We start from the raw sequence: 26,214 nt of genomic DNA on the forward strand, positions 1-26,214 counted from the left end.
AAACTTACACCCTATCTTTTATTAATGTATTAAAAATGTGTGAAATCCCCCATCTATAGTGGACGTTCTCATCCTCCTTTAAAAGCTTTGCCGCCACATTTTCAAAGCTTTTTGTCGCCCTGCTTATAGGATATTCCATGGACACAACCTTTTGATTACGAACAGCTTTTTCTAGATTGGTGTCATAAGGAATGTATCCTAAATAATCCAGGTCTGAGTCCAAAAATTTATTAACCACTGACTGCAGTTTAAGGAACACTGCATTCCCTTCGGACTCACTCATCACCTTATTTGCAACAAGATGTACATTTGTTCCATCTTTTACGTACTTAGGGCTTTTACACATGGCTTTCATCAGAGAGTAAGAATCAGTAAAAGAGCTTGGTTCTGGAGTAGAAACAAGTAGCACCTCAGGAGATGCTAAAACAAACTCCATCACTTGGTCTGAAACGCCCGCACCCGTATCTATTATAAGGATATCACATAAATCGTTTAAAAGTGATAGATTACGCACTAAAAACGTAATTTGTTCACGATTTAGATTATTTAAGCCTACTATTCCTGAGCCACCAGATATAAATCCAATATCCATTGGGCCGGTGGTTATAATGTCTCTAATGCTCATACCTTTAAAGACAACATCTGACAGGTTATATTGTGGCAAAGTTCCAAACATAACCTCCACATTGGCAAGTCCTAAATCAGCATCAAGAATTATGACTTTTTTCCCCATTTTTGAAAAATGCACAGCGAGATTAACAGCCACATTACTTTTACCAACACCACCTTTACCAGAAGTAATGGTAATAACCTTTGCATTTTCTACATTTTTAACATTTTGAGATTTAATTACGTTTCGTAAATTTTGGGCCTGATCCATTTAGTTTCCCCCCAACAACTGTTTAACCAGCTTCTGGGCATTAACGATTTCAATATCATCTGGGACATTCTGCCCTGTGGTTATATAAGAAAGAGATGCGCCGGTATACAGCTTTAGGTTAAAAATATTACCAATACAATTAGTCTCATCTAGCTTTGTAAATATAAGATTAAAATCTGTAAATTCCATGTAGGAATCTGCTATATCAATTAAATCCTTGTGCTTTGTTGTTGCTGAAAGTACCAGGTAAACCTCGCTTTCGTAAAAATCTGAAAGAGTAGTTATTAATTTTTTAGTATCCGCACGCTGCTCTTCATTCCTATGGGAAAAGCCTATTGTATCAACGAGAATTACATCCAAATCCTGATATTCTCTTACCTGACTTTTTACTGTATCAAGCAGTTCTTCCGCTGAATAAATAACATTCAACGGAACCCCCAATATATTTGCATAAGTCTGAAGTTGATTGGCAGCAGCCATTCTATAAGTGTCTGCGGTGATAAGTCCTACCTTTTTGCCTTCCTCGACCTTATATTTTGAGGCGATTTTTGCAATCGTCGTAGTCTTTCCAACACCTGTAGGTCCTATAAAGAAAACAACCTTTGGTTTCTTTTCACCAGGAACTATTTTTGTTGGAGTTCCAAGTTTAAGAACCATTTTTTGATAAACTGAAGAAAGCAGATTATCGATTGAGTGACTGGTCCTAAGGACTTTATCCATATCCTCTAAAACATTGTTGATGTACTTCTCTTGAACCTCGTTATCAAGTAAAACATTGTAAAGCATCTTTACGAATGTATGATTATCATTATTGATGGAAGACCTGTCATCCTTTTTAGCTTCAATTGGTGCAATTACAGGCTCTCTGGTCGATTCTATATTTTCCTCTTTTTCATTCCACTGAGCTTTTTCCTGACTATTATTTACCATTTGTTTTGAATATGTAGGCTTTGAATATGTAGGCTCAAGAATATTTGCGCGTGGCACTGATCCGGATAGAGGTTCAAATTCAGGGATTTCTGTAGTAATTTTAGGGGTTTTAGGGGTAGTTGTCATGACATCTTCCTCCTGTTTCTCTAACACTTCATTAACTGCTGAAAACGCATTCTTTAAAATAATGGCATCATCGGCAACAGCGTCAAAAGTAACTTTTTTTTCTATTGTTTGCGCATTTTGTTGTGAAGGGACGCTAAAATCTAAAGTCTCCTTAGAGACCTCTTCATCTTCTACTGCTGCTGTTACCTCATAAGTACTCTTTTTAAAAAGGCTTCCTAACCCCTTAGGTTTTACCACCTTAACATTCATTATCACAGCTGCATTTCCAAGTTCTGCCCTAACCTTTGACATTGCCTCTTCTTCATTTTTTCCAGTATATTTGTTAATTGTCATTTAAATCACCCTGTAACCATACCTACCGATGAAAGTTCAACGTTAGAATCAATTTCATTATAAGAAACAACTATTAAATCTTTGACATAATCCTGAGTCAAAGTCTTAAAATACATTCTGACTATTGGGGAAGTAACAACAATCGGTGTTCTTCCCATATCTTCAAGCTTTTTAATCTCTTCCTCAAGTGATGCTATGATTGCCTGAATCCTTTCAGGATCGAGAGTTAAGTAAGCCCCCTGCTCAGTTTGCTTTATAGAAGCCATAATATCCTGCTCAACCTTAGGGTCTACCGTGATAACCTGTGTAACCTCATTTGGAGTAAAATATCTGCTTGAAATTGCTCGTTTCAAGCCCTGTCTTACATATTCTGTAAGGACATCTGTGTCATGAGTGGTTGTTGCGTGATCTGCCAAAATTTCAAAAATAGAAAGCAAATCTCTGATAGATACCCCTTCAGAAAGAAGATTTTGAAGTACCTTTTGAACATCACCAAGTCCAAGAAGCTTTGGAATAAGCTCTTCAACAATAACAGGATTTGTCTCTTTAAGATTGTCAATAAGATTCTGTACATCCTGTCTGGTAAGAAGCTCTGCAATATGACTTCTGATAACCTCTGTCAGGTGTGTGGCAATAATCGAAGGTGGGTCAACAACCGTATATCCTAAGGATTCTGCCCGTTCACGCTGACTTTCTGTAATCCAAATGGCCGGTAAATGGAATGACGGCTCAAATGTCGGGATACCTGTGATTTCCTCCTCAACATAGCCTGGATTCATGGCCATATAGTGGTCAAAAAGTATCTCTCCCTCTGTAACCTGAATGCCCTTGATTTTGATAATATATTGATTTGGATTTAGCTGAATATTATCTCGTAGTCGTATGATTGGAACTACAGTACCAAGCTCCAAAGCAATCTGTCTTCTGATCATTACAACTCTATCAAGCAAATCACCACCTTGGTTAACATCTGCCAGCGGAATAATACCATATCCAAATTCAAGCTCAATTGGATCAACCTGTAACAGCGAAACAACATTTTCTGGTTTTCTGATTTCCTCCGCCTCTGTTTCTTCTGCTGCCACTTCCTGCTCTATTTCTTCCTCACCAATTGATTTGGACATCGAATATCCCGTAACTAAAAATGCAGCACCAAAACCAAGGAAAAGGACCCAATTAAGAGGAGTTGTAATACCAAGGAATATCATCGCAGCTCCAACGATATATAAAACCTTTGGTATGCCAAAAAGCTGCTTGATAAGAATTCCAGAGAAATCTGCAGCCTTTGATCCTTTAGTTACTAAAATACCTGTTGAAAGGGATATGAGCAGGGATGGAATCTGGGATACAAGGCCATCACCTATGGTTAGAATACCAAACTGCTGAATGGCCTCTGCAAAAGGAAGACTATCGTTAATCATTCCCATGGCTGTGCCACCAGCTAAGTTGATAACGGTGATGATAAGACCTGCAGTTGCATCTCCTTTTACGTACTTTGTAGCACCATCCATAGCACCGAAGAAGGCTGATTCTTCCTGAATCTTATCTCTTCGTCTTTTAGCTTCTGCATCATCGATAGCACCTGTGTTCAAGTCAGCATCAATAGCCATCTGCTTACCTGGCATAGCATCAAGAGTAAATCTTGCAGATACTTCAGCTACACGCTCAGAACCTTTATTGATTACCATAAACTGAATTATGATAAGAACAATAAAGATTATGGCACCAATAATTAAATTATTGCCACCTACGAAAGTACCAAAAGTAGAAACAACGTTTCCAGGGTCACCTGTAGATAGAATAAGTCTTGTAGAAGATACGTTAAGCGAAATTCTAAAAATAGTCGTAAAAAGCAACAGTGTCGGGAAGAATGACATGTCTAAAACTTCCTGCACAAAAAGAACATTCATGAGAATAATGAGTGCCACTGAAATATTAAAGGCAATCATTATATCAAGTACAAAATTAGGGATTGGAATAACAAAGAAGGTAACGGCTGCAAGTAAATACAATGCAATTCCAACATCGGCTTTTTTAACAGATGCTGTTAATTCCATTACTCATCCCCCCTCTCTTGAAATTATTTAGCCCGCCTTATTTCTTTCTGTATAGATAACGGCTAAAATCTCTGCTACTGCCTGATATAATTCAGGTGGTATAGTTTCATCTACCTCAACTGTAGCATATAAAGCTCGCGCCAAAGGTTTATTTTCAACAATAGGCACCCCATTTTCCTTTGCTGTTTCCCTAATGCGCTTAGCCAGATAATCTTCACCTTTTGCTACTACTCTTGGCGCTTCATCTTTTGTATTGTCATAGACAATAGCAACCGCCAAATGTGTAGGGTTTGTAATAACCACGTCAGCCTGTGGAACGTTCTGCATCATTCTTCTTTGAGAACTTTCCAACATCTTCTGTTTTTGCTTTCCTTTAATCTGAGGATCTCCCTCAGTATTTTTCCATTCATCTTTGACCTCTTGCTTGGTCATTTTCATATCATCTCTGAATTTCCATCGCTGATATGCATAATCAATGAATCCAAGGATAATATATACAATGCTAATCTTCATTCCTGTGTCTACGATAATCTGAAAAATAAAGCTTAAAGCAGTCTTCAGACCAATATCATAGAGAATAAAAAGATTATTTGCCTGATCCTTTATATCGATATAGGCTATATAAAATATCAAAAACAGCTTTGCTAAAGCCATTATAAGATTAACAAGCGACTCTTTTGAAAACATTCTCTTAAAGCCATTAATAGGATTAAATTTACTAAGTTTTGGCTCTAAAGGCTTCATGGTAGGTTTCCAGCCTACCTGAATAAGATTGGTAACAAATCCTGTTATGAATCCCATAATTAAAAACGGAAGTAGGATAATAAGTATTTTCCCTAGCAGGTTTCTAAACAAGGTTGTGGTAGTGACTATTGTAAGACCACTGCCATTCATTCTAACTATGTCTGGAATAATTGAATAAATCCAGTTAAATATCTCTTTAAATCTGATTCCTGCAAAACCAATAAATAGACGAAGGGCTAAAAAGAAACCTAAAAGTGCTATCCCATTCACAATTTCCTTACTTTTAGCGACCTTGCCTTCTTTTCTGGCATCGCTAAGTTTTTTACTGGTAGGTTCCTCGGTTTTTTCACCGCCTTCACCATCCTTGGCAAAAAACTGTAAATCGTATGGAATTAGAACTTTTCTAATTTCATCCATCAATACAACCCCTGTAAGTAAAGTACCATCAGCTTTTTCATTTCTTTAAAGATAAACGCTGCGATATCCGGCAATAAAAATACTGTCAAAAATAAAACTGTGAAACCAACAATAATCTTTAACTGGGCGCCGACAGAAAACATATGAATCTGAGGCGCAACCTTAACCATAATTCCAAGTATTGCGTTAAGCACCATAATAACTGCAAATACAGGAAGTACTATTCTAAAGGCGATTATAAATACATCCGCCATGAATTCCAAAGTAGATGCAAACAGTGAATCCCACCTAAAAATTGTTCCTCCCAGCGGGATTAACTCAAATGCATCGCAAAAGCTTCTAAAAATATATCTATGCATTCCTGATGCAACAAGAAACATCATAATAAAATTGTTGTATAAGGAGCCTGTTACTGTAGTTTCAGTTCGAAGAGCTGGATTATATTCCTGGGCCATGGAAAGACCAACATTCATATCTATCTGGTTGCCGGCAAGTAAAATGATAAAATTGCAACAATAGGTCGAAAACCCGATAATCAGCCCTGTAACAGCTTCTCTGACAACTAAAAAAGCATATCCTATGACTGTAGAATAATTTAAGGCACTAAAATCAATCACAAAATAAAGCAGTAAAGATACCAAGGCAGAGAATCCCACCTTCACTCTTACTGGTGTATTGTTCATATTGAAAAATGGTGCCACTACTACGAACATGGATATGCGAGTAAGTATCAACAAGAAATATTCAAAATTTTCTAAGGTAAAATGCAAACTAAACATCTAATCTCTAGCCCAAATACATACTGAAATTTGCCCATAAATCAGTAATGTACTCTGTTAACACTGTAAGCATCCATGGACCAAAAAACATAAGAGCAGCAAAAACACCTACTATTTTTGGAATAAATGTAAGAGTCTGTTCTTGAATAGATGTGACTGTTTGAAATATGCTGACTACCAGACCGATAATCAATGATACAAGCAAAAGCGGTAACGCTGTAATAAGAAGCGTATAAATTGCATCTCTAACAATGTCTAATATCTGCCCCTCAGTCATAACCTACCCTCTCCTATAATTATGCCAATTCAGTTGATATATTTGCTAGTAGAATGTCTTTACCAAACCGCCTATACACAGGTCCCAACCATCTACCAAAACGAACAACAAAATCTTGAATGGAAGTGAAATTGTTGTAGGTGGAAGCATCATCATACCCATTGACATAAGCACTGATGCAACGACCATATCAATTACGATAAATGGCACATAAATCAAAAAACCTATAATAAAGGCTGTTCGAAGTTCCGATAATATAAATGCAGGAACAACCACTGTAAAAGGTACTTCATCATAGTCCTCATAGGTAATATCTGCTATTTCACAGAAAAGATTTAAGTCCTTTGTTTGAGTCTGACCATACATAAACTCTCTAACTGGAGTTATAGCTGCATCTATGGCCTCCTGTTGAGTTATTTCACCTGCATCAAAAGGATCAATAGCCTCGGTTTTGATGGTTGTGATTACAGGAGACATAATGAATAATGTTAAAAACAACGCCAAACCAATCAGTACCTGATTAGGAGGCGCTGTATTTGTTCCTATAGCAGCGCGTATGAAGTGCAAAACGATTACGCATCTGGTAAAGGATGTAAGCATTATTAGAATGGATGGCGACAAGGTGAGAATAGTTAAAACCAAAAGCATCCTAAGAGTGGATGAAAAATTCCCATCTTCTCCATTAAAGGTAAGGGTAAAGCCCCCATCGCCAACAACCTCATCTGAAGCATTTGGTGCATTTTCTGTAGCACCATAAGTCTCATTTGCAGCCCCGTAACCAGTGTCATATTCAGTTGCCTGTACTGTAATTTCCGAATGATACAGAATATAACCACTTACTATAGTCGTAAAAACTAAACTAAAGACTATATATGCTTTTTTAAGTTTATTCATCACATAATCTGTCCCCGACGATATTAATTCTTCTTTGCAAGCTTGTCCAAAATACTTTTGAAATCTACTGGTGGCTGAGATGTGACAGATTCCACATTTTCAATTTCTTTAAGCTGGTCGGAGGATAATTCGCCAAGAAATACAACCTCATCCTTGCCTAAAGCAATGACGAAATATCTATCCTCCCCAGCTCTTATAATTTGAACATATTTATTGCTGGAGATTTTTATCGCTTCAATAATCTCAAGGTTTTTATTGAAGCCCTGCGTCTTCTGGTAGCCGGCAATCCATTTAGTAACATAGTAGGTCAATGCAAGAATACCGACAAAAACAATTAATATAAATATTAACTGGAAGAAACTTTCACCAGCAGAAGAAAGCAAAAGCATACCTATCCAATTACCTTCTTGACAGCTTCAAGAACTCTTTCAGCCTGGAAAGGCTTAACGATGAAGTCCTTAGCGCCTGATTGAATGGCTTCAATAACCATGGCCTGCTGACCCATTGCAGAACACATGATTACACATGCGTTAGGATCTTTCTCCTTGATTGCCTTTAATGCACCAATTCCGTCCATTTCAGGCATTGTGATATCAAGAAGTACAAGGTCTGGACTAAGCTCTGAGTACTTGTCTACAGCGATCTTACCGTTCTCAGCTTCTCCAACAACGTTGTAGCCATTCTTGGTGAGAATATCCTTGATCATCATTCTCATAAATGCAGCATCGTCACAGATTAAAATGTTTTTTGCCATGTCTTCATCTCCTTAAATATGTATTATTCTTTGATGATTTCGGTAATACGTACTCCAAAGGATTCCTCAATAACTACTACCTCTCCTTTGGCCACATACTTGCCATTTACAAGTACATCTATTGGTTCACCAGCTATTTTATTTAGCTCGATGATAGTACCGGGTGCAAAATCCAAAATATCTTGGATTGTTTTGTTAGTACGACCTAATTCTACTGTAACTTCCAGCGGAACATCTAAAATCAGGTCAATATTTTCTTGTGCAAATTGAGCCGCAAATCCAGGTCCAAACGGAGCGAATTGCGCAGGCTGCACATTTACCTGTGGTTGTGGAGCATACATATACGGAGGTGCCATCATCGGCTGACCTGCCATCATATTTGGATCCATCTGAGGCATAGCCTGAGGTGGTGGTGCTCCACCAGGTGCTGGTGGAGGCGCTGCAGCCGGTGGAGGTGGTGCTGCGGCTGGGGCAGGTTCCTCTTCCACAGTAGACTGTGAGTCATTCTCCATATTGTTAAGCACTGCTGCGCACATTTCCTTTGCTAAAGAGATTGGATACAGCTGCATCATTTCGCTGTCTACCAAATCTCCAATTTCCATCTTAAAGGCAATTCTTACGAAATTACCACTTAAGAATTCATCTATCTCTCCTCCATTAATAGCCGACATATCTGTAAGAGTGGCTGTTGGAGGTGAAATATCAACCATTTTATTAAGCATCGATGAAAGCGATGTGGCTGAAGCTCCCATCATCTGGTTCATAGCTTCTGAGATAGCCGACAGATGTAAGTCAGAAATCTCACCATCTATATTTGTTCCATCTCCGCCCATCATCAGGTCGGTAATGACCTTGACATCATCCTCTTTTAAAACGAGAACGTTACTACCATCTATACCCTTGGTGTATCCAATTCTTACAACTACACAGTTATCTGCATAATTGGAAGCCAACTCATCCCAATTAGTCTCAGAAACAACAGGTGTAGATATCTCTACCTTTTTGTTTACAAGAGAAAATAAGGTGGTTGCCGCGCTTCCCATGCTGATATTGGCTACCTCGCCAATAGTATCAATCTCCTGGCTGGAAAGCTCACCGCCTCCGCCTGCAGATCCACCGTCATCAGCTGATGCAGCATCGGGTATACCCCCACTAAGTAGTGCATTTATCTCATCTTGTGATAATACACCGTCGCCCATTCTACTGCTCCTCCCTAATGATTTCTGTCACTCTTACTGCGTAGCCTTTTCCTGAAGCACCTGGAAGGGCAGCGAATTTCCTAATGTCGCCCACGAATACATCAAGCTCTTCATCAACCTTTCTATCAAGCCTTACAATATCGCCCACCTGAAGTTGAGAGAAGTCTGCTACTGTTATGACACTATTACCCAGAACAGCTTTAACAGGAATCTTGGCCCTGCTAATTAAAGCCTCCATATCATCTGAGTAATTATCTCCTGTCTTTTCCTTTTGACTACTATACCAAAACTTTGTGTTCAATTTGTCCATAACTGGCTCTAAAGTAATAAATGGAAGACAAATATTCATAAGTCCTTCCACGTCACCTATCTTTATATTCAAGGTAACAATCGCAATCATTTCTGATGGCGAAATAATCTGTGCGAATTGAGAGTTGGTCTCAATTCTCTCAAGCCTTGGATGTAAATCCAAAACATTTTCCCACGGTTCTCTAAGGAGATCCACGCAGCTTGTCATTACTCTTTCAATAATGAGAAGCTCTATTTCTGAAAAATCTCTAACCTTATCTAAAGGCTCGCCAACTCCGCCAAGCATTCGGTCTACCATGGCAAAGCCAAGATTTGAGGCCATTTCAACTATAATGTTTCCCTCAAGGGGAGAAAAATCAACAATTCCAAGTAATACAGGGTTTGAAAGAGAATTTGAAAACTCCATGTAGGTAACAGCCTCGGAGTTCATTACCTCCACCTGTATATTCTTTCTCAGGAAAATAGGCAAGTTGGTGGAAAGCAGTCGACCATAGTGCTCGAAAATGATTTCCATGGTCCTTAAGTGTTCCTTTGAGAACTTGGATGGTCTGGCAAAATCGTAGTTCTTTACCGGTTTTTCCTTGTTGTTTTTTATCTCTTCCGCATCGACTTCACCACTTGTTAAGGCATGCAAAAGATTATCTATTTCATTTTGTGAAAGAACGTCACCCAAGCTATCTCACCACCTTATTTCCCTTAGAATATGACTACTGATAAGTAGCACTAGAGAAATTGACTCTAACAACAAAAGAAGATTTAAACAATGCCTGAAGCTGCTCTAGAATTTCTTCCTTAACTTCATCTTCTTTATTTCTCATATCATCGATTGTATGTCCACTGACTACCGTTTTGATGGTATCGCTGATAACATTATCATACGGTGATAAATCACCTGCTCCACCATATTTTTCGGTGTAGTCCTCGTTTGTACTATCAAGTGATAGCGAAACACCAAGAACTGCATAATGTAAGCTTCCATCACCATTATCTTTAAGATTGATAGTCATTGTTCCACCAGTATTAACTGCGTAATCTTTCATATCTGCCACATCAATGCTAAGGGATCCTGCAGTATCTCCTGCAACCAAATCAAGATCAATAGCTGAACATACCTTTGTGATAAGCTCATTGGCCTTTTTTGTTTCAGGCACAATTGAAATTGTAAGAACTGCTGTAAGAACCAGATTCACAACCACAAGTGCAAGTATAACAACTGTAATCAAATTCTTCTTCATAAGTACAGCCTTTCTATATCATTACTATTCTCCTAAATCAGATGAATAGGAGTTGAATATTTTTATTTCTACTCTTCTGTTTCTTGCACGCCCCTCTGCAGTGCTATTATCTGCAATCGGAACATATTCACCTCGTCCTGCCGATTTTACATAGGCTGGATTTAGATTTGTGACACTTCTAATTCTCTCAGCCACATATAAAGCTCTGTACATCGAAAGCACATCGTTGTTTTCATAGGTTCCTGAAGACATTGGAACATTATCTGTATGGCCTTCAATTTCAATGATATTGTGGTCATAATCCTGCAATATGGACGCCAGATTATCTACAATCCCCAGAGCCTCTTCTGTAAGGGTTGCTTTGCCGGATTTAAATAGCAAAGCACCATTGATAGTAATCATTACATAATTTGCATTGAAATCTACTTCTACCTGATCCTGCAAACCATAGGTTGCAAGCTTGTCTTCAATTTGTTCTGCAATTGATTCGCTTTCAGAGGCGCCAGCTTCAGCTAGTGCTTCCTTTGCTTCCTCAACAGAAACATCTCCTTCACCGGAAGCTGTGTTGTCCCCCTCGTTTTCGCCTTCACCATTGCTTTCGGTTTCACTTTGATTGCCCTCTGAGGTGTTTTCCGTTTCGCTGTCTCCTTCTTTATCGTAGGTCTCATCGTCACCATCATGGACACTGTTAAAATAATCATCAAACATTTCAAGCTGGCTGATTCCAGATGAAATCATCTGGCCCTCACCAATTGAAGTGCCTCCTGATGAAAAAATGCTAAAGCTTGATTGAATACTGGCAATTACTTCCTGAAACTTTTCTGTATCAGTACTACTCATTGAGAAAAGCAAAACGAAGAAGCACAAAAGTAAATTCATCAAGTCTGAGAAGGTGGCCATCCAGGCAGGCGACCCAGGCGGTGCCTCTTCTGGCTTTTTCTCCCTTGCCATTAGCCTTCACCTCCTCCACCGTCACCACCGATTCCTTCTCTAGCTGAAGGTGGTAAGAATGATTTAAGCTTTTCTTCTATAACTCGTGGATTTTCGCCGGCCTGTATAGAAAGAAGACCTTCCACTGTTATTGACTTCATCATTATTTCAAGACCGTTATCTACTCCAAGCTTTGTACCAACAGGGTTTGTAAGCCAGTTGGCAATAAGAGAACCATAAAGTGTGGTAAGTAACGCTACCGCCATATTTGGTCCGATGGTAGATGCGTCAGACAGGTTCTTTAACATATTTACAAGTCCTACCAGAGTACCAATCATACCCCAGGCAGGTCCCATTTCACCCCATTTGCTCCAAAAGTTGATAACGACTTTATGTCTGTCTTCAAGACAGCTCATATCGGTTTCTAGAATTGCACGAACAAGTTCCGGATCAGTACCATCAACAACAAGGTTAATTCCTTTTTTCAGGAACTCATCTTCTATGCTGTGGGCTGCTTCTTCGAGAGCAAGAATACCTTCCTTACGGGAAATGTTGGCAAGATTAATAATGTTACCAATGGTATCTGCTGCATTTCCTATTGGAGGCTCCTTAATAGCTAACGTCAGACCCTTTAATCCGGCTATGAAATCAGGCATCTTGTTACATGCTATACAAGAAGACAAAGAACCACCGATTGTGATAATAACAGATGGAACATCTATGAAGTTTGCGATAGCTGCAACGCCACCGGAAGATACGATTCCGAAGACAACCATTACAACACCGAGTACTAAGCCGATTAAAGTAGCTATATCCAAAACTCTCTCACCACCCCATCAATTATAAAAAAATACGTCCCCACTAGAAAATCTAGAAAATTTTGTATAAAATTACTCGATATATACTTTTGTGATTATTTTACTAGATTTATAGCATATTGTCTACTTTTCTTGGTGAAATGGTCGCATATTATTGTGTATTTTCCGTGTCTAAACCACTAAATATAGATTATTCACAAAATTTTTAGAAATTTACATAAAATAGAAACAAGAGAGGGTTCCCCCTCTCTTGCCATTAATTTATTAAATTTATCTCTTCAAATTGATTAATTCTTCAAGCAATGTATCAGAAACTGTAATGATACGAGAGTTTGCCTGGAAGCCACGCTGAGTGGTAATCATATCAGTAAACTCGCTTGACAAATCTACATTGGACATCTCAAGCTGACCTGTGTTCATAGAAGAACCATCAGCAGAAATATCAATACCGATGCCGTCAAAGTCACCAGAGTTAAGAGTTGTATTATAGCAGTTGTCTCCCATTTCAAGAAGACCTGACGCATTTGCAAACTGAGCTACTGCAATCTGTCCCAAAAGCACAGTATTACCATTTGAGTAAGAACCATAGATTTCGCCATTGGTCTGAATAGATAAGCCAGTCATAGTACCAAGCTTCCTACCTTCACCCCTCATGGTAACTCCGTCTGGAATACCTTTATTAGCTACAGCAGTTGAAGTTCCACCATTGTCATAATTCAACAGTTTAGAAAAATCAATTTCAATATCAGAAATTGCAGCTTTTTCATCAGAAGGTCCAAGTAATGATGAATTCATAACAAGGGATTTTCCTCCAGATTTTGCATCTTTTCCTGCATACATTAAAGTACCTTCTTTAGGATCGAATTTCAGGTTATATCCAATAGACGGACTTTTAATTGCAAGTGTATTTTCATCTTTATAAGATATTTCAATATTCTTTGCCATATCTTCAGCAGACAATCCGCAAACCACTGTCAGAGGAAGCACATCCGTAGAATCTGCATCATTAACAAACGCCTTGTCTGTAGCGTTATATGTATAAGTCTTTGTACCTGAGGTCATTTTAATATCACCAGTGCCTGCTGCCGGATCAGTTGTTGTGAATTTATAATCATCTGATAGCGCTTTATAAGATTTTGATACAATAATATCCGTACCAAAAATATCAGACAAACTCTTGCTACCTCCACTTCCGTCACTCTGGGATGTATATTTCTTTAAAATATCATTATTATCCTGATCTAGAACACTGGTTAATTCGACTGTATAGATACCATTTGTACCATCCTGCAATTTAATAGAAAATTTTGCAGTATATGAATAACCAAGATTGTCAAATAACGTAAATGAGCGAACATATCCACCTGTAGAATTAAACTGACTGTCATTTTTATCCAGGACACCGGCGAAATTTGCTGCTGTGGTAGCCTCTGGAGCAGATGTCAGGTTTTCAGATTTCATAACTCTAAGAGGAGAAACCGTATCCTTAATAATACTTGCAGGGTTCTGAGGGTCTACCTGCCAGCCCTGAACAATATAACCTGTTGTAGTCATGGCAAGATTTCCCATTCCATCGATATAGAAAGATCCTGCTCTGGTAAACAGATTTTGCGCACCATTATTAACAATAAAGAAATTTGTTGATTTTGAGTCTGTAAGTCTGATATCAAGTGCATCACCAGTAGACTGAGCAGCACCAGATGATGTAATGGAAACCTTTGTTGCACCATTAGTAACACCAAGACCTATCTGCTTAGCATTTGTACCGCCTCTGGTTCCTGAAGCACCTGAAGCCTGTTGAGTTGTCTGATACATAATATCAGAAAATGTTGTTGCTGAAGATTTGAACGCAACAGTGTTAACGTTAGAGATGTTATTACCGATAACATCCATCTTTGTCTGGTGAGTTTTAAGACCTGACACACCAGAGAAAAGTGATCTCATCATAATGAATGACCTCCGCCCAATAATTTAACTATGATTGGGGTGTGTTTTTGTCGCTTCTGTCAGTCCACGACTTAGCTTCCATGAAGGTCCAGCTAAACTATAACAGCACCGTCAATATTTGTAAAAATGTTTTCCTCTGATTCTGTCTGATCCATAGCTGTAACTACGGTCTGGTTAGGTACGTTAACTATAAAAGCTAATGTATCTACAAGAACCAGCGAATCAGTAATTCCCTTTGCAGAGGCTTTAAGTACGCCTTCTTCTAGTCTTTGGGACTGCTCTTGTGTCAATTCGATATTTCTATCATCAAGCCTTTGTGATGCATGCTTGGAGAACTTTAACGCAGAAGTACTATTAAGCTTCTCTTTAAATATGTCTTCAAAGCTTTTTCCATCTAATGTGCCAAGTGGCTTGGACTCAGCTGCTGGATTAAGATATGTACCAGCTACTCGCTCAATGGAGGTGAAATTAGGATTAATTTTTAAATTACTCATATCTTCCTCCTAAATTTCCTGCACTGGGGCTTTTTCTAAAGTATCTTCTGTTGAAGAAGTCTCATCCTTATTATCGGTTTCTTTTTTAGGATTCTTTAGTTCGTTAAGTCTATTTGCAATAGTTTCAAGATGTTTTACAACATCTTCCTTAACAAATCCTCTGGTGTAAGTATCCATTGAATTGAAAACATTAAGTGCATTTGTGATGTCGTTTTCATCTTTGATTGTAACGTTTTCCAATATTGGAAGTTTTGCAACCATAGTATTGAAGGTCTCAACTATTGTTACTGCATTGTAATAATCTGTATCTACGACAGAATCTATTTCGCTAACCTTGTACTGCTTATCATTTACCGATACGTACATCGTTCCTTCGTCGTCTGATGTAACGTAATCTACTTTACCTCGTATTTCTTCATGATCACTGTTAATAACAACAGTTTTTCCTACCAAGCTTTGAGCCTGAATAGAATGCATATCATCCTGAACTGACTGAATGGCTTCAATCTGTGTAAAGGATGCAAGCTGTGCCACATACTGGCTGTTATCACTTGGTTCCATAGGATCCTGGTACTGCATCTCTGCAACCAGAAGCTTAAGAAACATTTCCTGATTATATCCGCCATCCTGTTTTCCAGCTGTTTTTGAGGTTGAGGTAGTTTGATCTGATTTTGTTGTCTGCTTTGATGCTTCGGTCTTTTTATATTCACCATTAGTAACAGCACCAACCAACATATTTTCTGCCATCAATCTACTCCTTTCAAACTTTAACTACGCCATAAAATCTAATGTGCCTCCGTTATCCTTCATCATCTGAGCTATAAGCATTTCCTCATCTGACATAAGTCCTGTCAAATCATCAAGACTTGTAATATCGATTCGACCTCTGCGCTTTGATGACTGCTGCCTTCCTTCTTCCCTTCTAGCGTCTTCTCTTCCGTTTTCATCAAGATTTCGTTCAAATTCATGGGTTCCAACGGATACCTCAACGGATGTAACCTTTGTGTTGCTTTGAGTAAACTCTGATTTAAGGTTTGCCATCTGAGATTCTAAGGCCTGTTTTACAGCATCATTTTCAGTAAAGATTTTCGCTGTGATTTCGTTGCCCTTTTGAGTAACCTCAAGGAAGATTTTTCCTAATCCCTCAGGATTAAGTGTAAGCTCCATTGTAGTTGACTCCGTAGTTGTGAGAACTTTTGCCTGCTCAATAAACTGATTAGCAATGTCAGATGCCTTTACTGACTCTCCTGTTGGAAGTTCTACAACTTGCTCCTGTGCCAAAAACTGAAGTTCATTATTTGCCTGTACCATAGGATTTGTAGCTTCATGCCTAATAACAGGAGTTCCATTTTCGTTATCACCTGATCTAAAAACTGCATTTCTTTGTTTTTGTTCAAAAGAAAAATCTTTATTATCAGAATCTGCTTCACCATTATCTGTTTTCACTTTAAAAGCTGATAAGATGTCCTTTTCAACTTCCTGTGGATTTTCCTCGTTTTCTTGAATCGTTGTAGCTTTTTCCTCTGGTTTTACAGTTGTGCTAACCCCAGATTTAACTGTTTCTGTTGCAGAGGACTCCTCTTTACCTATCTCATCTTGAGGTATATCAGATTGAACTACAGGCATCTTCTGTTCGGTTAAATCAAGTTGCTCTTCAGAAATTTGAATATCTGCTGCAAGCATTTCATCCTGTGGTTGCATCTGAATCAATAACTCTTTAATTTGTGGAAGAGCACCATCCATATCCTTAAGAAATTGGTTTGTCAACTCTGTAACATCCTTAAGAATATTTGCGAATTCTTCACTCATTACAAGGGAAATCGAATCTTCCGCACCTGTAAGTTCCGTCACTATCTGGGCAAGATTTTGTGGATCAAGGATATCAATCGCAATTAACCCCAAGTTTTCCATTACAAGCTGAATTTCTTCATCTGTAACATCAAGCTCTTCCTTAACTACTTCTTTGACCTCCTTCACTACTGCTTCCACCTTCTCTACAGTTTCTGCCATGTCAGATCCATTGATGTCATCCTGTTTAATTCCTTTTACTGAAGAAGTCTTGTCAATTTCTACTTTAGTTTTATCAACTGGCTTCTCAGAAGTTTTTGGTGTAGGAGCAGTTACCTTCGACCGAGATAAATCACTGACATTTTGTAGTGTCCTAGCAAATAAATTATCCGGGCTCTTAACCTCTGGTTGTAACTCCTGCTTTGGAATAAAATCCTTTGAAGCAGGCTTTACCAAAAGGCTTGCCACATTGCTACTTGTCATGTGCCCCCTCCTTTCTCCTATGCATTTTTCAAGTTACTATAAGACCTCCTCCCGTGTATATTTGATAATATCTCTTGAAAGAGAAATATTATGGTTCCATCATCTTTGTCAGGACTGCAGCATTGCTTGCATCCATCGCCTCTAAAATAGAAGCTCTGGTGCTTGCGTCCATTGCCTGTAAAATCTGACATACTAAATCATAATCATCGGTCATAGCATCAAAGATTGAAGCAGCATTTTTAGCCTTCATGCTTGAATATGTCTTTACGTAATCCTCTATCTCCTTGTCGTTCTGAAGCTGGCTGACCACCTGTTTATATATTGCAGCAGCATTTTCAGGCTCAATGGATTCATAATAGGTCTTATATTCATTTATATCGGGTGCATTTTCAGAAAAAACAACCTCCTCATAGAATTTTTCTTTTGTCTCCTCGAAAGCTGTTTGGTTGGCTTTATATTCGGCTAGCTCCTGAGCGGAGGTTTCAAGTTCCGCTATATAATCGCTGTTTGACTCGCCAGCCGCTTTCATCTCCTCTATCTGAGTTTCCAGTTCTTTTATTCTGTCTATGGCTGACTCCACCGTAGTATACTGAGAATATTCATCTTCAACCACTTCCTGTGGCAAATAATCCTCTATACCTGGTAATATCTGATTCACATAAGGGACATCCTTGAGAACAGGAAATAACACAGTAGAGCCAAAACCGCCCACATCCATTTTTACCAAAAAGGCAAAAATGACAAGCCAAATAAGGAGGATTAAAAGCACTACAAATGCCATTATTATTCCTCCTCCAATGCCGAGTCTTTCTTCATCCTCAGGTAGAGTTTCGCCGTTGGCCTTGGCCTCCTTGCGCCTCTCCTTTAGTGCGGCCTTTTCAGCTTTTTTAGCTTCTTTTTCAGCTTTTTTTGCTTCCTTCTTTGCAGCTTTATCATCCGCTGCATTTGCTACGTCTGCCATAATTTATTCTTCCTTTTCTGTATTAAAATATGAATAGCTTACAAGTTCATCAGTGATTTTACTTTCTTCACGATCTATCTCATCTAAGAACTCCTCAAAGGCATGTTCCCTTAGCTTTTCGTGCATTTTCCGCTCCATCATGACTGCATTAAGGCGTTTCCTTGCGTTTTCCATGGCTTTTTGAGCTTTTGAAACCTCAAACATCTGATTTCGAAGAGCAACCTTCATGGAAGTAATTGAGCTCTTACAAGTCTTTATTGCTTTAATATCTATATCTCCTATAGAAAGTTCCTTAAGGCGCTTTTCATATCCGGCCTGTCTTATCATTAAATCACGAAGCTTATTTTGTTCTTCATTAAAACGAGCCGTTGCCATTCCAAAATTTGCCTTTTCCTGCTCTTCAATTTTTCGCTTTAGTTCTAAAATGTTTTGCATTCTATAAACAAATTTAGCCACGGTACCACCTCTGATTACTGCCTACTATTCTGCAAAAATCGATGTCATCTGCTGAATAATTTCGTCGTATTCAAATTTGTCATGCGTTTGCTGAAGTAGAAAATCATTTACTGCATCTATCTTTTTGATTGCATAATCAATTGATTTATTTGAACCATTTTTATATGCACCTATATTTATAAGATCTTCGGCCTCTTGGTATGTAGCCAGAACATTTTTCAGCTTACCTGCTACAACTTTATGCTCAGGCGTTGCCACAGCAGACATAACTCTGGAAATGGACTGTAAAACATCTATAGCAGGATAATGATTCTTTTGTGCCAACTTTCTGTTTAGCACAATATGACCATCTAAAATAGAACGAGCTGTATCAGTAATTGGCTCATTGAAATCATCACCATCTACAAGAACCGTATATAGACCTGTTATAGACCCAACCGCGGCATTTCCTGCCCTTTCCAAGAGACGTGGCATCTCAGAATATACTGAAGGCGGATATCCTCTTGTAACCGGTGGTTCTCCTGATGCAAGACCAATTTCTCGCTGAGCCATAGAAAAACGGGTCAAGGAATCCATCATCAAAAGTACATCCTTGCCCTGATCCCTAAAATATTCCGCAATGGCTGTAGCTGTTAGGGCAGCCTTTTTTCTTATCAAAGCGGGCTTATCAGATGTGGCACACACAACGACAGAACGTGCCATACCTTCAGGACCCAAATCGTTTTCAACGAACTCTCTGACCTCACGACCACGCTCTCCAATAAGAGCTATTACATTGATTTCGGCCTTTGTGTTTCTTGCAAACATACCCATAAGTGTGGATTTTCCTACACCTGAGCCTGCAAAGATTCCAATTCTTTGACCCTTTCCTACAGTTATAAGTCCATCAACAGCCTTGACTCCAAGGGGTAGAGGTTCTTTAATAATCACTCTTGCCATAGGATCAGGGGAATCTGCTTCTGCCGGGTATTCAACCAAATTCTGAAAATCAGATAAATCATCTGTATCAGAAGGAACGCCAAGGCCATCCACAAGATGCCCAAGTAACTGGTCTCCCACAGCAATGCCAAGAGGATGTCCGGTATTCTCTACCATACAGCCAACACCAATACCCTCAACATTCTCATAAGGCATCAAAAGCAGACGTTTGTCTTTAAATCCGACAACCTCTGCTTTTATTCGCTGGTCGGAGCCCTCCACGATAATTTCGCACAAATCGCGAAGCTTGGCCTCCGGTCCCACTGACTCAATTGTAAGTCCAACAACCTTTACAACCTTGCCAAGAGATTTAAAGTAATCCTTCTCTGTAAGCTGCATCAATAATCCCTGATCCACTTTGCCTCCTAGCTTAGGGCTCTAATTTCCCTTATAAGATTATCCAACTCTGTATCTATACTACAATCAAATATGCCACCATCTGTTTCAATAATACACTGATTATCGTTTAAAAGTGGAACCGCAATAATATCAAGTCCCACCTCTGCACCAACTTTTTCCTGAATCTCTTCTTTCTTTCCTTTTATGTATTCTGCATTTGCATCTGATACCTTAATCTGCATCTGGCCTGTTCGTTCAATTTTCATAATACAGTGGTCTAAAAGATGATAAATAACATCTTTTCTTCCAGATAATTCTGCAGAAAAAACCCTCTCAAAAACCGGCAGACACATTTCTACAATTTCACGCTCCATGTTTATCTGCATTTCCATATATTGGTTTTCTATTCGCTGTATTTCAGCCTGCATAGACGACTGAGCATCTGCAAGCTCTAAAGCAGCCCTTTGCGTTCCCTCATTATAGCCTTCCTTCTCACCATCCTGACGTGCAAGATTTCTCATGGCATCAGCATTCAACTGCGCAGCATTTAAAATCTCTTCAGCCTGAGCATTAGCATCATCTATAATCTGTTGTGCCTGCATCTTTGCCTGCTCTAAAAGTTCCTCAACCTGGGGTCCTACATCTACCGTTTCTTCCTCTTCCATGATAGTATCAGCCAATCCCAAAAATTCATCAGTATCAACCCCATCTGGAATTTCAGCCCCTGATTCTTGCATAGCAGCCAGCCTTCGCGCTCTCTCCTCATCTAGAAGCCTGGCCTTGTAGGCCTTTTCCTGCTTCATAATCAGTTCTTTCGCTTTGGCGTTGGAGTCAATAACCACTTCATTTGACTCTCCTTCCTCATCAGGCTCATTGGGAGCAATCAAAAACCCGTAAACTACGTTGTGACTAGACAACAAGCTCATCCGAACCTCCTCTAGAAATAACAATCTCCGCAGAATCTTCAAGCTTTCTGATAATTCCAACTATCTTCTGCTGAGCTTCTTCTACATCCTTCATACGAACTGGACCCATAAACTCCATATCTTCCTTAATCATTGATGCAAGACGAGAAGAAAGATTCTTAAAGATTGCGTTTTGAACCTCTTCATTAGCTCCCTTCAAAGCCACACCAAGGTCTGAGTTATCAACGTCTCTAAGAACACGCTGTATAGCTCTGTCGTCCAGAAGAAGGATATCCTCGAATACGAACATCTTCTTTCTGATTTCCTCAGCAAGCTCTGGTTCTTCGATTTCCAAAGATTCCATGATACGTTTTTCTGTACCACGGTCTACAGTGTTCAAGATATTTACTACCGCATCTACGCCGCCGGCGATAGAGTAATCCTGATTGATAAGAGATGAAAGCTTTCTTTCCAATACTCTTTCAACCTCCTTAATAACCTCAGGTGAGGTTCTATCCATAAGTGCAATACGTCTAGCCACATCAGCCTGCTTCTCAGGAGGCAGTGCTCCTATGATAAGTGAAGCCTGGCCAGCTGACAGATAAGAAAGAATCATGGCTATTGTTTGTGGATGTTCATCCTGAATAAAGTTTAATACCTGTGAAGGCTCTGTCTTTCTGATAAATTCGAAAGGACGAACCTGTAGTGACGCTGTCAGCTTTGTGATAACATCCTGGGCCTTGTCATTACCAAGAGCCTTCTCCAGAAGCTCTTTAGCATAACTAATACCACCTTCAGCAATGTACTGCTGTGCCAAACAAACCTGATAAAATTCTTCTATTACTTCTTCCTTAACTGTAGGAGAAATACTTCGAGTGTTTGCTATCTCAAGGGTCAGTTCTTCAATTTCCTCTTCCTTGAGATGCTTGAATATCTGTGACGATTTCTCCGGTCCAAGGGCGATTAAAAGTATTGCGGCCTTTTGTACGCCATTCATGTCTTCAGTAGCCATAACCTTATCCCCAATCCTCGTTTAGCCAATTTCTTAGAAGCTGAGCAACAGCCTCTGGTTTCTCATCTACAAACTTTTCAATAAGTATGCGGGCTTCAGATTTTTCTGTGTAACCGATATCTTCAAGCTCCTCTTCCTCCTCTTCCTGAGCAGTAGAAGCAATAAGATCATCAATTGTAAGTTCTTGCTCCACCGGCTCCTCTTCTTCCACCTTAAGACTTCTAAATACAACAAAGCCAAGCATTGCAAAGATAAGGAATGCAAGAACAATTTGAAGAATATCTGTAACCTCGATTCCAGGTCCCTCAGAATACTGGAACATTGGAATCTCATAAGCTACAACCTTTACATTAGCCTGTGGGAAGCCTGTTGTTCTGGCTACCACCTCAACGATATCATCAGAAACTTCCTGTTGAACCGGATTAGAATTTGCCTTTACAAACTCATCGAATGTCTGTCCCAGTTCTTCAAGAGTTCCATCTTTTTTCATTTTATCTTCGTTATAGATAGCAAATGTCTTACATGTAACTGAAATTGATGAATCCTCAAGGGCACGTTTTCCCATTTCATCTGTATGTGTTGTAACAGTTTCACTAGGAAGATAATCCCTTTCAAATTCATCAGTGGAAGCGGTCGTCTGATTACCATCCTCCATGACATAAGTAGTATCATCATCATTTGAATCAGTTCCAGGAACACCACCAGCACCGCTTACCGATGTAGAGCTGGAGCCTGATTCCTTATCCAAATATCCCTCGCTTCGACCTTCATCAACGTAGTATTTGTAGTCTACATAGCTGTTTTCATCAAAGGTCATTGATAAATTGACGCCAACAGAGACTGTATCGTACAGATTTGTTCCATCAAGCACCGTCTGAACCCGTTTCGCAATTTCATCGCTGGCCTTTTCTCTCACATCTTGATTTGCAGATGCTGAGCCTGCGGCAGTACCGGTGTTTGCTGTAGGGAAAAGTAAATTACCATCTGTATCCATGATGGTTACATTTTCAGTGTCGTCATTTCCCATGTTTGTAGCAACAAATTTTGCAATTCCTGCTACAGTTTCATCCGATATAGGTGAAGTAAGTGTAAGTACTATCGATGCATAGCCATCTTCACTTCTGGAAAGAATAGTTCCATCATCCTCTGGAATATTCAAAGTGACTTCAGCTTTTTCAACCATATTTAGAGACTGAATCTTTCTACCAAAATCCTGTTCAAGCAAAATCTTATAGCGTTTTTGCTTATCTGCCTCTGTTGTTGAAAAGCTACCATCTATGACATCTGCTATAGTGTATTCTGAAGTTGGAATTTCATTAGAACCAAGAAGTATACTTGCGTTAGCATTATCTTTTTCATTTATATAAAATGTGAAACCATCATCACTGGTTTGATAAGATATATTATTGTCCTCAAGAAGAGTTTTAACGGCTGCAGCCTGCTTACCGTCCTCGCAGGTAATAAGCTGAACATATGTCGGGCGGGTAATTATAACTCCCAAAATAATAAAGGACACAACAACTACAGCAGTGATTGAAACTATCAATACCTGCTGACGCTTTGTAAATTTTCTCCACCACTCAAGAATTCTATTCAAAATCGCTTGAATTTGTTCCGGCATAACTCTTCCCCTTTTACAGTCATTCTCTTTGGCGCTAAGCGCCGTCTCAGCTAAGCAACAAGTGTCATTACAAATTTGCTACACAAATGCGGCACTTTTGGAGCATAATCTCAACCTGCAAGCAGGTCAAATATATTATACCTGCATCTGCATTATCTGCTGATAAGATTCAAGAATTCGATCTCTGACAGCCACAGTGTATTGAAGCGCTATTCCTGCTTTACGCTCAGCTATCATCAAATCGTGAGTATTCGTAGTTTCGCCAAGAGCAAATGCCACCTGCTCCTTATTCGCATTTTTTTGTAACTGATTTGTATCCTCTAAAAGAGTCATCACCGAATCCAACATGCTCTGAAAGCCAGTGGTGGCATCAACCTTTTCCGACTTCTGTGGCATTCCTGCAACCGGTGTAATTCCATACAAATTGTGAATTCCAGATACATCCATTTAATAACCCTCCCCACCAGATTATTAACTTTGACCGATAGATATTCCACTTTGCGCCATAGCCTTTATAGCATTGAAAGCCGTAACATTAGCCTCATATGAACGGCTAGCGCTTATAAGGTTAGTCATCTCAGTGACAGTGTTCACATTTGGATATCTTACATATCCATTTTCATCAGCGTCTGGATGAGATGGATCATATTCCATGATAAAGTCGTTTTCTGTATCCTCTGATACTTTAGAAACCTTTACGCCATTTCCATAGTATGCCTGTTCTGTAGTCTTTAAAACATTTTTGAAATTAGGCATACCAGCTTTTAACTGTTTTTCCTGAAAAGTAACAATTTTTCTACGATATGGTTCACCGTTTTTTGTACGCGTTGTACTGATATTTGCAATATTTTCAGCAATAATATCCATTCTGAAGCGCTGAGCGGTCATACCAGATGCAGCTATGTCAAAAGGTTGAAAAAGTCCCATAAAAACCTCCTTAAACAAAAGCCAAATTACTTACAAACTGTTGCGAACCTGTTAAATTCATTGGTAATACTTGTGGTAAGACTCTGATAACGAAGCTGTTCTGATGCAAGTTCTACCTGCTCAGTATCAGGATCTGAATTGTTTCCATCTAGTCTGTATGAATAGTGTTCATAATCAGTGTACTCATAGCCATCCACATGATTACCATTATCATCCAGTACGTTTACTGCCCTGTCTAAAGTTTTTTCATGGGTACCAACAAGTTCACGTCTTAAAACACTGGCAAATTCCATTTCCTGTCTTTTATATCCAGGAGTATCGCCGTTGGCTATGTTATTCATAATCAACGTCTGTCGCTGATAGCTGGCGTCAGCGGTCATATCAAGCAGATTTATATAAGAAAAAGCATCTGAACTAATCATACTTACATTCCTCCTAGACTATTTAACCAAACTACAAGGTGATTAATTTGAAAACATGTATGTTTCAGGCTCATGTTGTGCAAATTCACCATTATCAGCACCATAGATAGTACATTTATCCAATGTAATAAGTTTTTATTAGATTATCATCTATAATAATGCAATATTGTGTATAAGTTATGAATTATAATATTAGATAATTAAAAAAAGAGACCTAAGTTTCCTTAAGTCCCTTTAAAATACATATCTTTTAATATTCCATTTTATTATTTATTCTTTTTAATTTCTTCAAGCTCGTCAAATACCACGTCATTAAGAACCTTGATGTAAGTACCCTTCATTCCTGATGAGCGGGATTCAATAACGCCAGCTGATTCAAATTTACGAAGAGCATTTACAATAACAGATCTTGTTATACCTACTCTATCGGCAATTTTTGATGCAACCAACACCCCTTCATTACCATCTAATTCCTCGAAAATGTGAATAATTGCTTCAAGCTCTGAATATGAAAGTGTTGAAATAGCACTCTTAACTACCTGAAGCTTACGATTTTCCTCAGCAGATTCCTCATTTACTGAACGCATCATTTCAAGACCTACGACTGTTGTGCCATACTCTGTAAGGATAATATCATCTATATCATACTGCTTGTCAAATCTATAAACAAAGAGTGTACCAAGACGCTCACCAGCAATATCGATTGGTGCAATGATTGCAGAATACATATCAATATCAGACTTTTCAAAACCTAGAGTCTTAAGATTAACATTTTCCTTTGTTGAAAGAATTGAAAGTAATCTCTCATTTAATAATGGATCGATGAAACCACCAACCTCATCAACAATAAGCTCACCGATTTCTGTTGTATTTGGAAGATGAGAAAGTCCAAGGACTTTACCCTTCTTTGAAATAACAAGCACTGATGAATCAAGAATTTCTGTTAATACTGAACAAATATCATTAAAAACAACCTTTGATGAATTGTTATTGTGAAGAAGCTTTCCAATCTTTCTTGTCTTGTCTAGTAACTGTACACTCATTAATCTATATTCCTCCTAAATCTAAAACAATGCAAATTTTCATATCATCCGCTTCCCCGAAGTGTCAAATAATTCTAATTATAAGAATTATTATGAATTTTAACACATATTCACATTAAAAACAATAAATTTCAGAATATTAGAAACATTTATTGA

Annotated in this window: 28 protein-coding genes; all 28 read right to left on the reverse strand. The window is 38.7% G+C overall.

Features of this window, described 5'->3' with window-relative positions:
• Window positions 1-4: 4 nt before the first annotated feature.
• The 28 genes from BLV53_RS01670 to codY all read right to left on the reverse strand — a co-directional run bounded on the left by BLV53_RS01670 (window position 5) and on the right by codY (window position 26,058).
• Window positions 5-880: a MinD/ParA family protein gene (locus BLV53_RS01670; RefSeq protein WP_090296200.1), complete on the reverse strand. Its 876-nt coding sequence runs from the start codon at window positions 878-880 to the stop codon at window positions 5-7.
• Complete coding sequence (flhF, locus tag BLV53_RS01675) at window positions 881-2,269, reverse strand: flagellar biosynthesis protein FlhF (RefSeq protein ID WP_090296202.1); 1,389 nt, start codon at window positions 2,267-2,269, stop codon at window positions 881-883.
• Between the two features lie 5 nt (window positions 2,270-2,274).
• Window positions 2,275-4,326 (reverse strand): flagellar biosynthesis protein FlhA, encoded by a 2,052-nt coding sequence (flhA, locus tag BLV53_RS01680; protein WP_090296205.1) that lies wholly within the window; start codon window positions 4,324-4,326, stop codon window positions 2,275-2,277.
• A 27-nt stretch (window positions 4,327-4,353) separates the two neighbouring features.
• The gene (flhB, locus tag BLV53_RS01685; RefSeq protein WP_090296208.1) at window positions 4,354-5,487 is read right to left on the reverse strand and encodes a flagellar biosynthesis protein FlhB; all 1,134 of its coding nucleotides are present in this window, start codon (window positions 5,485-5,487) and stop codon (window positions 4,354-4,356) included.
• A complete protein-coding gene (locus BLV53_RS01690; protein WP_090296210.1) occupies window positions 5,487-6,266 on the reverse strand; it encodes a flagellar biosynthetic protein FliR in 780 nt (259 codons plus the stop codon). Before BLV53_RS01690 ends, flhB begins: the two co-directional genes overlap by 1 nt.
• A gap of 7 nt (window positions 6,267-6,273) precedes the next feature.
• Window positions 6,274-6,543, reverse strand: coding sequence for a flagellar biosynthesis protein FliQ (gene fliQ / locus BLV53_RS01695; RefSeq protein WP_090296213.1), 270 nt, complete (start codon window positions 6,541-6,543; stop codon window positions 6,274-6,276).
• 45 nt (window positions 6,544-6,588) lie between these two features.
• Window positions 6,589-7,437 carry a flagellar type III secretion system pore protein FliP gene (fliP, locus tag BLV53_RS01700; RefSeq protein ID WP_090296215.1) on the reverse strand — a complete coding sequence of 283 codons (849 nt, stop codon included), beginning with the start codon at window positions 7,435-7,437 and terminating at the stop codon, window positions 6,589-6,591.
• 23 nt (window positions 7,438-7,460) lie between these two features.
• On the reverse strand, window positions 7,461-7,826 hold the full coding sequence (locus BLV53_RS01705; RefSeq protein WP_090296218.1) for a flagellar biosynthetic protein FliO: 366 nt from the start codon (window positions 7,824-7,826) through the stop codon (window positions 7,461-7,463).
• A 2-nt stretch (window positions 7,827-7,828) separates the two neighbouring features.
• The gene (locus BLV53_RS01710; RefSeq protein WP_028236293.1) at window positions 7,829-8,191 is read right to left on the reverse strand and encodes a response regulator; all 363 of its coding nucleotides are present in this window, start codon (window positions 8,189-8,191) and stop codon (window positions 7,829-7,831) included.
• Window positions 8,192-8,214: 23 nt separating this feature from the next.
• A complete protein-coding gene (gene fliY / locus BLV53_RS01715) occupies window positions 8,215-9,390 on the reverse strand; it encodes a flagellar motor switch phosphatase FliY (RefSeq protein ID WP_090296219.1) in 1,176 nt (391 codons plus the stop codon).
• 1 nt (window position 9,391) lies between these two features.
• The gene (gene fliM / locus BLV53_RS01720; protein ID WP_090296224.1) at window positions 9,392-10,372 is read right to left on the reverse strand and encodes a flagellar motor switch protein FliM; all 981 of its coding nucleotides are present in this window, start codon (window positions 10,370-10,372) and stop codon (window positions 9,392-9,394) included.
• 34 nt (window positions 10,373-10,406) lie between these two features.
• The gene (locus tag BLV53_RS01725) at window positions 10,407-10,934 is read right to left on the reverse strand and encodes a flagellar basal body-associated FliL family protein (protein WP_090296226.1); all 528 of its coding nucleotides are present in this window, start codon (window positions 10,932-10,934) and stop codon (window positions 10,407-10,409) included.
• 24 nt (window positions 10,935-10,958) lie between these two features.
• Complete coding sequence (locus BLV53_RS01730) at window positions 10,959-11,885, reverse strand: OmpA/MotB family protein (protein ID WP_090296229.1); 927 nt, start codon at window positions 11,883-11,885, stop codon at window positions 10,959-10,961.
• A complete protein-coding gene (locus BLV53_RS01735; RefSeq protein WP_090296232.1) occupies window positions 11,885-12,682 on the reverse strand; it encodes a motility protein A in 798 nt (265 codons plus the stop codon). The genes BLV53_RS01730 and BLV53_RS01735 overlap by 1 nt, the downstream gene beginning before the upstream one ends.
• Window positions 12,683-12,952: 270 nt before the next feature.
• The gene (locus BLV53_RS01740; RefSeq protein WP_090296234.1) at window positions 12,953-14,629 is read right to left on the reverse strand and encodes a flagellar hook protein FlgE; all 1,677 of its coding nucleotides are present in this window, start codon (window positions 14,627-14,629) and stop codon (window positions 12,953-12,955) included.
• 92 nt (window positions 14,630-14,721) lie between these two features.
• The gene (locus BLV53_RS01745; protein WP_090296237.1) at window positions 14,722-15,123 is read right to left on the reverse strand and encodes a TIGR02530 family flagellar biosynthesis protein; all 402 of its coding nucleotides are present in this window, start codon (window positions 15,121-15,123) and stop codon (window positions 14,722-14,724) included.
• Window positions 15,124-15,132: 9 nt separating this feature from the next.
• Window positions 15,133-15,870, reverse strand: coding sequence for a flagellar hook assembly protein FlgD (locus tag BLV53_RS01750; protein WP_090296239.1), 738 nt, complete (start codon window positions 15,868-15,870; stop codon window positions 15,133-15,135).
• 24 nt (window positions 15,871-15,894) lie between these two features.
• Window positions 15,895-17,394, reverse strand: coding sequence for a flagellar hook-length control protein FliK (locus BLV53_RS01755; protein ID WP_090296242.1), 1,500 nt, complete (start codon window positions 17,392-17,394; stop codon window positions 15,895-15,897).
• Window positions 17,395-17,482: 88 nt separating this feature from the next.
• On the reverse strand, window positions 17,483-18,355 hold the full coding sequence (locus BLV53_RS01760) for a MotE family protein (protein ID WP_090296245.1): 873 nt from the start codon (window positions 18,353-18,355) through the stop codon (window positions 17,483-17,485).
• Between the two features lie 3 nt (window positions 18,356-18,358).
• The gene (gene fliJ / locus BLV53_RS01765) at window positions 18,359-18,811 is read right to left on the reverse strand and encodes a flagellar export protein FliJ (RefSeq protein ID WP_090296247.1); all 453 of its coding nucleotides are present in this window, start codon (window positions 18,809-18,811) and stop codon (window positions 18,359-18,361) included.
• A 24-nt stretch (window positions 18,812-18,835) separates the two neighbouring features.
• Complete coding sequence (fliI, locus tag BLV53_RS01770; protein WP_090296737.1) at window positions 18,836-20,128, reverse strand: flagellar protein export ATPase FliI; 1,293 nt, start codon at window positions 20,126-20,128, stop codon at window positions 18,836-18,838.
• 26 nt (window positions 20,129-20,154) lie between these two features.
• On the reverse strand, window positions 20,155-21,054 hold the full coding sequence (locus BLV53_RS01775; RefSeq protein WP_090296250.1) for a FliH/SctL family protein: 900 nt from the start codon (window positions 21,052-21,054) through the stop codon (window positions 20,155-20,157).
• Window positions 21,038-22,045, reverse strand: coding sequence for a flagellar motor switch protein FliG (gene fliG / locus BLV53_RS01780; RefSeq protein ID WP_090296252.1), 1,008 nt, complete (start codon window positions 22,043-22,045; stop codon window positions 21,038-21,040). Before fliG ends, BLV53_RS01775 begins: the two co-directional genes overlap by 17 nt.
• Window positions 22,046-22,049: 4 nt before the next feature.
• The gene (locus tag BLV53_RS01785; protein ID WP_090296255.1) at window positions 22,050-23,666 is read right to left on the reverse strand and encodes a flagellar M-ring protein FliF C-terminal domain-containing protein; all 1,617 of its coding nucleotides are present in this window, start codon (window positions 23,664-23,666) and stop codon (window positions 22,050-22,052) included.
• 135 nt (window positions 23,667-23,801) lie between these two features.
• Window positions 23,802-24,113: a flagellar hook-basal body complex protein FliE gene (gene fliE / locus BLV53_RS01790; RefSeq protein ID WP_090296257.1), complete on the reverse strand. Its 312-nt coding sequence runs from the start codon at window positions 24,111-24,113 to the stop codon at window positions 23,802-23,804.
• A 24-nt stretch (window positions 24,114-24,137) separates the two neighbouring features.
• Window positions 24,138-24,593, reverse strand: coding sequence for a flagellar basal body rod protein FlgC (gene flgC / locus BLV53_RS01795; protein ID WP_090296259.1), 456 nt, complete (start codon window positions 24,591-24,593; stop codon window positions 24,138-24,140).
• A 26-nt stretch (window positions 24,594-24,619) separates the two neighbouring features.
• Window positions 24,620-25,015 (reverse strand): flagellar basal body rod protein FlgB, encoded by a 396-nt coding sequence (gene flgB, locus BLV53_RS01800; RefSeq protein ID WP_090296261.1) that lies wholly within the window; start codon window positions 25,013-25,015, stop codon window positions 24,620-24,622.
• Between the two features lie 266 nt (window positions 25,016-25,281).
• Window positions 25,282-26,058, reverse strand: coding sequence for a GTP-sensing pleiotropic transcriptional regulator CodY (gene codY / locus BLV53_RS01805; RefSeq protein ID WP_015549915.1), 777 nt, complete (start codon window positions 26,056-26,058; stop codon window positions 25,282-25,284).
• Window positions 26,059-26,214: the final 156 nt, after the last annotated feature.

Source organism: Pseudobutyrivibrio sp. ACV-2, from assembly GCF_900107545.1.
Taxonomy (GTDB): domain Bacteria; phylum Bacillota; class Clostridia; order Lachnospirales; family Lachnospiraceae; genus Pseudobutyrivibrio.

Bases quoted from the DNA above. Each gene is read 5' to 3' on its own strand.
- BLV53_RS01670 (WP_090296200.1), bottom strand. From the start codon at position 880: ATGGATCAGGCCCAAAATTTACGAAACGTAATTAAATCTCAAAATGTT.
- flhF (WP_090296202.1), bottom strand. From the start codon at position 2,269: ATGACAATTAACAAATATACTGGAAAAAATGAAGAAGAGGCAATGTCA.
- flhA (WP_090296205.1), bottom strand. From the start codon at position 4,326: ATGGAATTAACAGCATCTGTTAAAAAAGCCGATGTTGGAATTGCATTG.
- flhB (WP_090296208.1), bottom strand. From the start codon at position 5,487: ATGGATGAAATTAGAAAAGTTCTAATTCCATACGATTTACAGTTTTTT.
- BLV53_RS01690 (WP_090296210.1), bottom strand. From the start codon at position 6,266: ATGTTTAGTTTGCATTTTACCTTAGAAAATTTTGAATATTTCTTGTTG.
- fliQ (WP_090296213.1), bottom strand. From the start codon at position 6,543: ATGACTGAGGGGCAGATATTAGACATTGTTAGAGATGCAATTTATACG.
- fliP (WP_090296215.1), bottom strand. From the start codon at position 7,437: ATGAATAAACTTAAAAAAGCATATATAGTCTTTAGTTTAGTTTTTACG.
- BLV53_RS01705 (WP_090296218.1), bottom strand. From the start codon at position 7,826: ATGCTTTTGCTTTCTTCTGCTGGTGAAAGTTTCTTCCAGTTAATATTT.
- BLV53_RS01710 (WP_028236293.1), bottom strand. From the start codon at position 8,191: ATGGCAAAAAACATTTTAATCTGTGACGATGCTGCATTTATGAGAATG.
- fliY (WP_090296219.1), bottom strand. From the start codon at position 9,390: ATGGGCGACGGTGTATTATCACAAGATGAGATAAATGCACTACTTAGT.
- BLV53_RS01725 (WP_090296226.1), bottom strand. From the start codon at position 10,934: ATGAAGAAGAATTTGATTACAGTTGTTATACTTGCACTTGTGGTTGTG.
- BLV53_RS01730 (WP_090296229.1), bottom strand. From the start codon at position 11,885: ATGGCAAGGGAGAAAAAGCCAGAAGAGGCACCGCCTGGGTCGCCTGCC.
- BLV53_RS01740 (WP_090296234.1), bottom strand. From the start codon at position 14,629: ATGATGAGATCACTTTTCTCTGGTGTGTCAGGTCTTAAAACTCACCAG.
- BLV53_RS01745 (WP_090296237.1), bottom strand. From the start codon at position 15,123: ATGAGTAATTTAAAAATTAATCCTAATTTCACCTCCATTGAGCGAGTA.
- BLV53_RS01750 (WP_090296239.1), bottom strand. From the start codon at position 15,870: ATGGCAGAAAATATGTTGGTTGGTGCTGTTACTAATGGTGAATATAAA.
- BLV53_RS01755 (WP_090296242.1), bottom strand. From the start codon at position 17,394: ATGACAAGTAGCAATGTGGCAAGCCTTTTGGTAAAGCCTGCTTCAAAG.
- BLV53_RS01760 (WP_090296245.1), bottom strand. From the start codon at position 18,355: ATGGCAGACGTAGCAAATGCAGCGGATGATAAAGCTGCAAAGAAGGAA.
- fliI (WP_090296737.1), bottom strand. From the start codon at position 20,128: ATGCAGCTTACAGAGAAGGATTACTTTAAATCTCTTGGCAAGGTTGTA.
- BLV53_RS01775 (WP_090296250.1), bottom strand. From the start codon at position 21,054: ATGAGCTTGTTGTCTAGTCACAACGTAGTTTACGGGTTTTTGATTGCT.
- fliG (WP_090296252.1), bottom strand. From the start codon at position 22,045: ATGGCTACTGAAGACATGAATGGCGTACAAAAGGCCGCAATACTTTTA.
- BLV53_RS01785 (WP_090296255.1), bottom strand. From the start codon at position 23,666: ATGCCGGAACAAATTCAAGCGATTTTGAATAGAATTCTTGAGTGGTGG.
- fliE (WP_090296257.1), bottom strand. From the start codon at position 24,113: ATGGATGTATCTGGAATTCACAATTTGTATGGAATTACACCGGTTGCA.
- flgC (WP_090296259.1), bottom strand. From the start codon at position 24,593: ATGGGACTTTTTCAACCTTTTGACATAGCTGCATCTGGTATGACCGCT.
- flgB (WP_090296261.1), bottom strand. From the start codon at position 25,015: ATGATTAGTTCAGATGCTTTTTCTTATATAAATCTGCTTGATATGACC.
- codY (WP_015549915.1), bottom strand. From the start codon at position 26,058: ATGAGTGTACAGTTACTAGACAAGACAAGAAAGATTGGAAAGCTTCTT.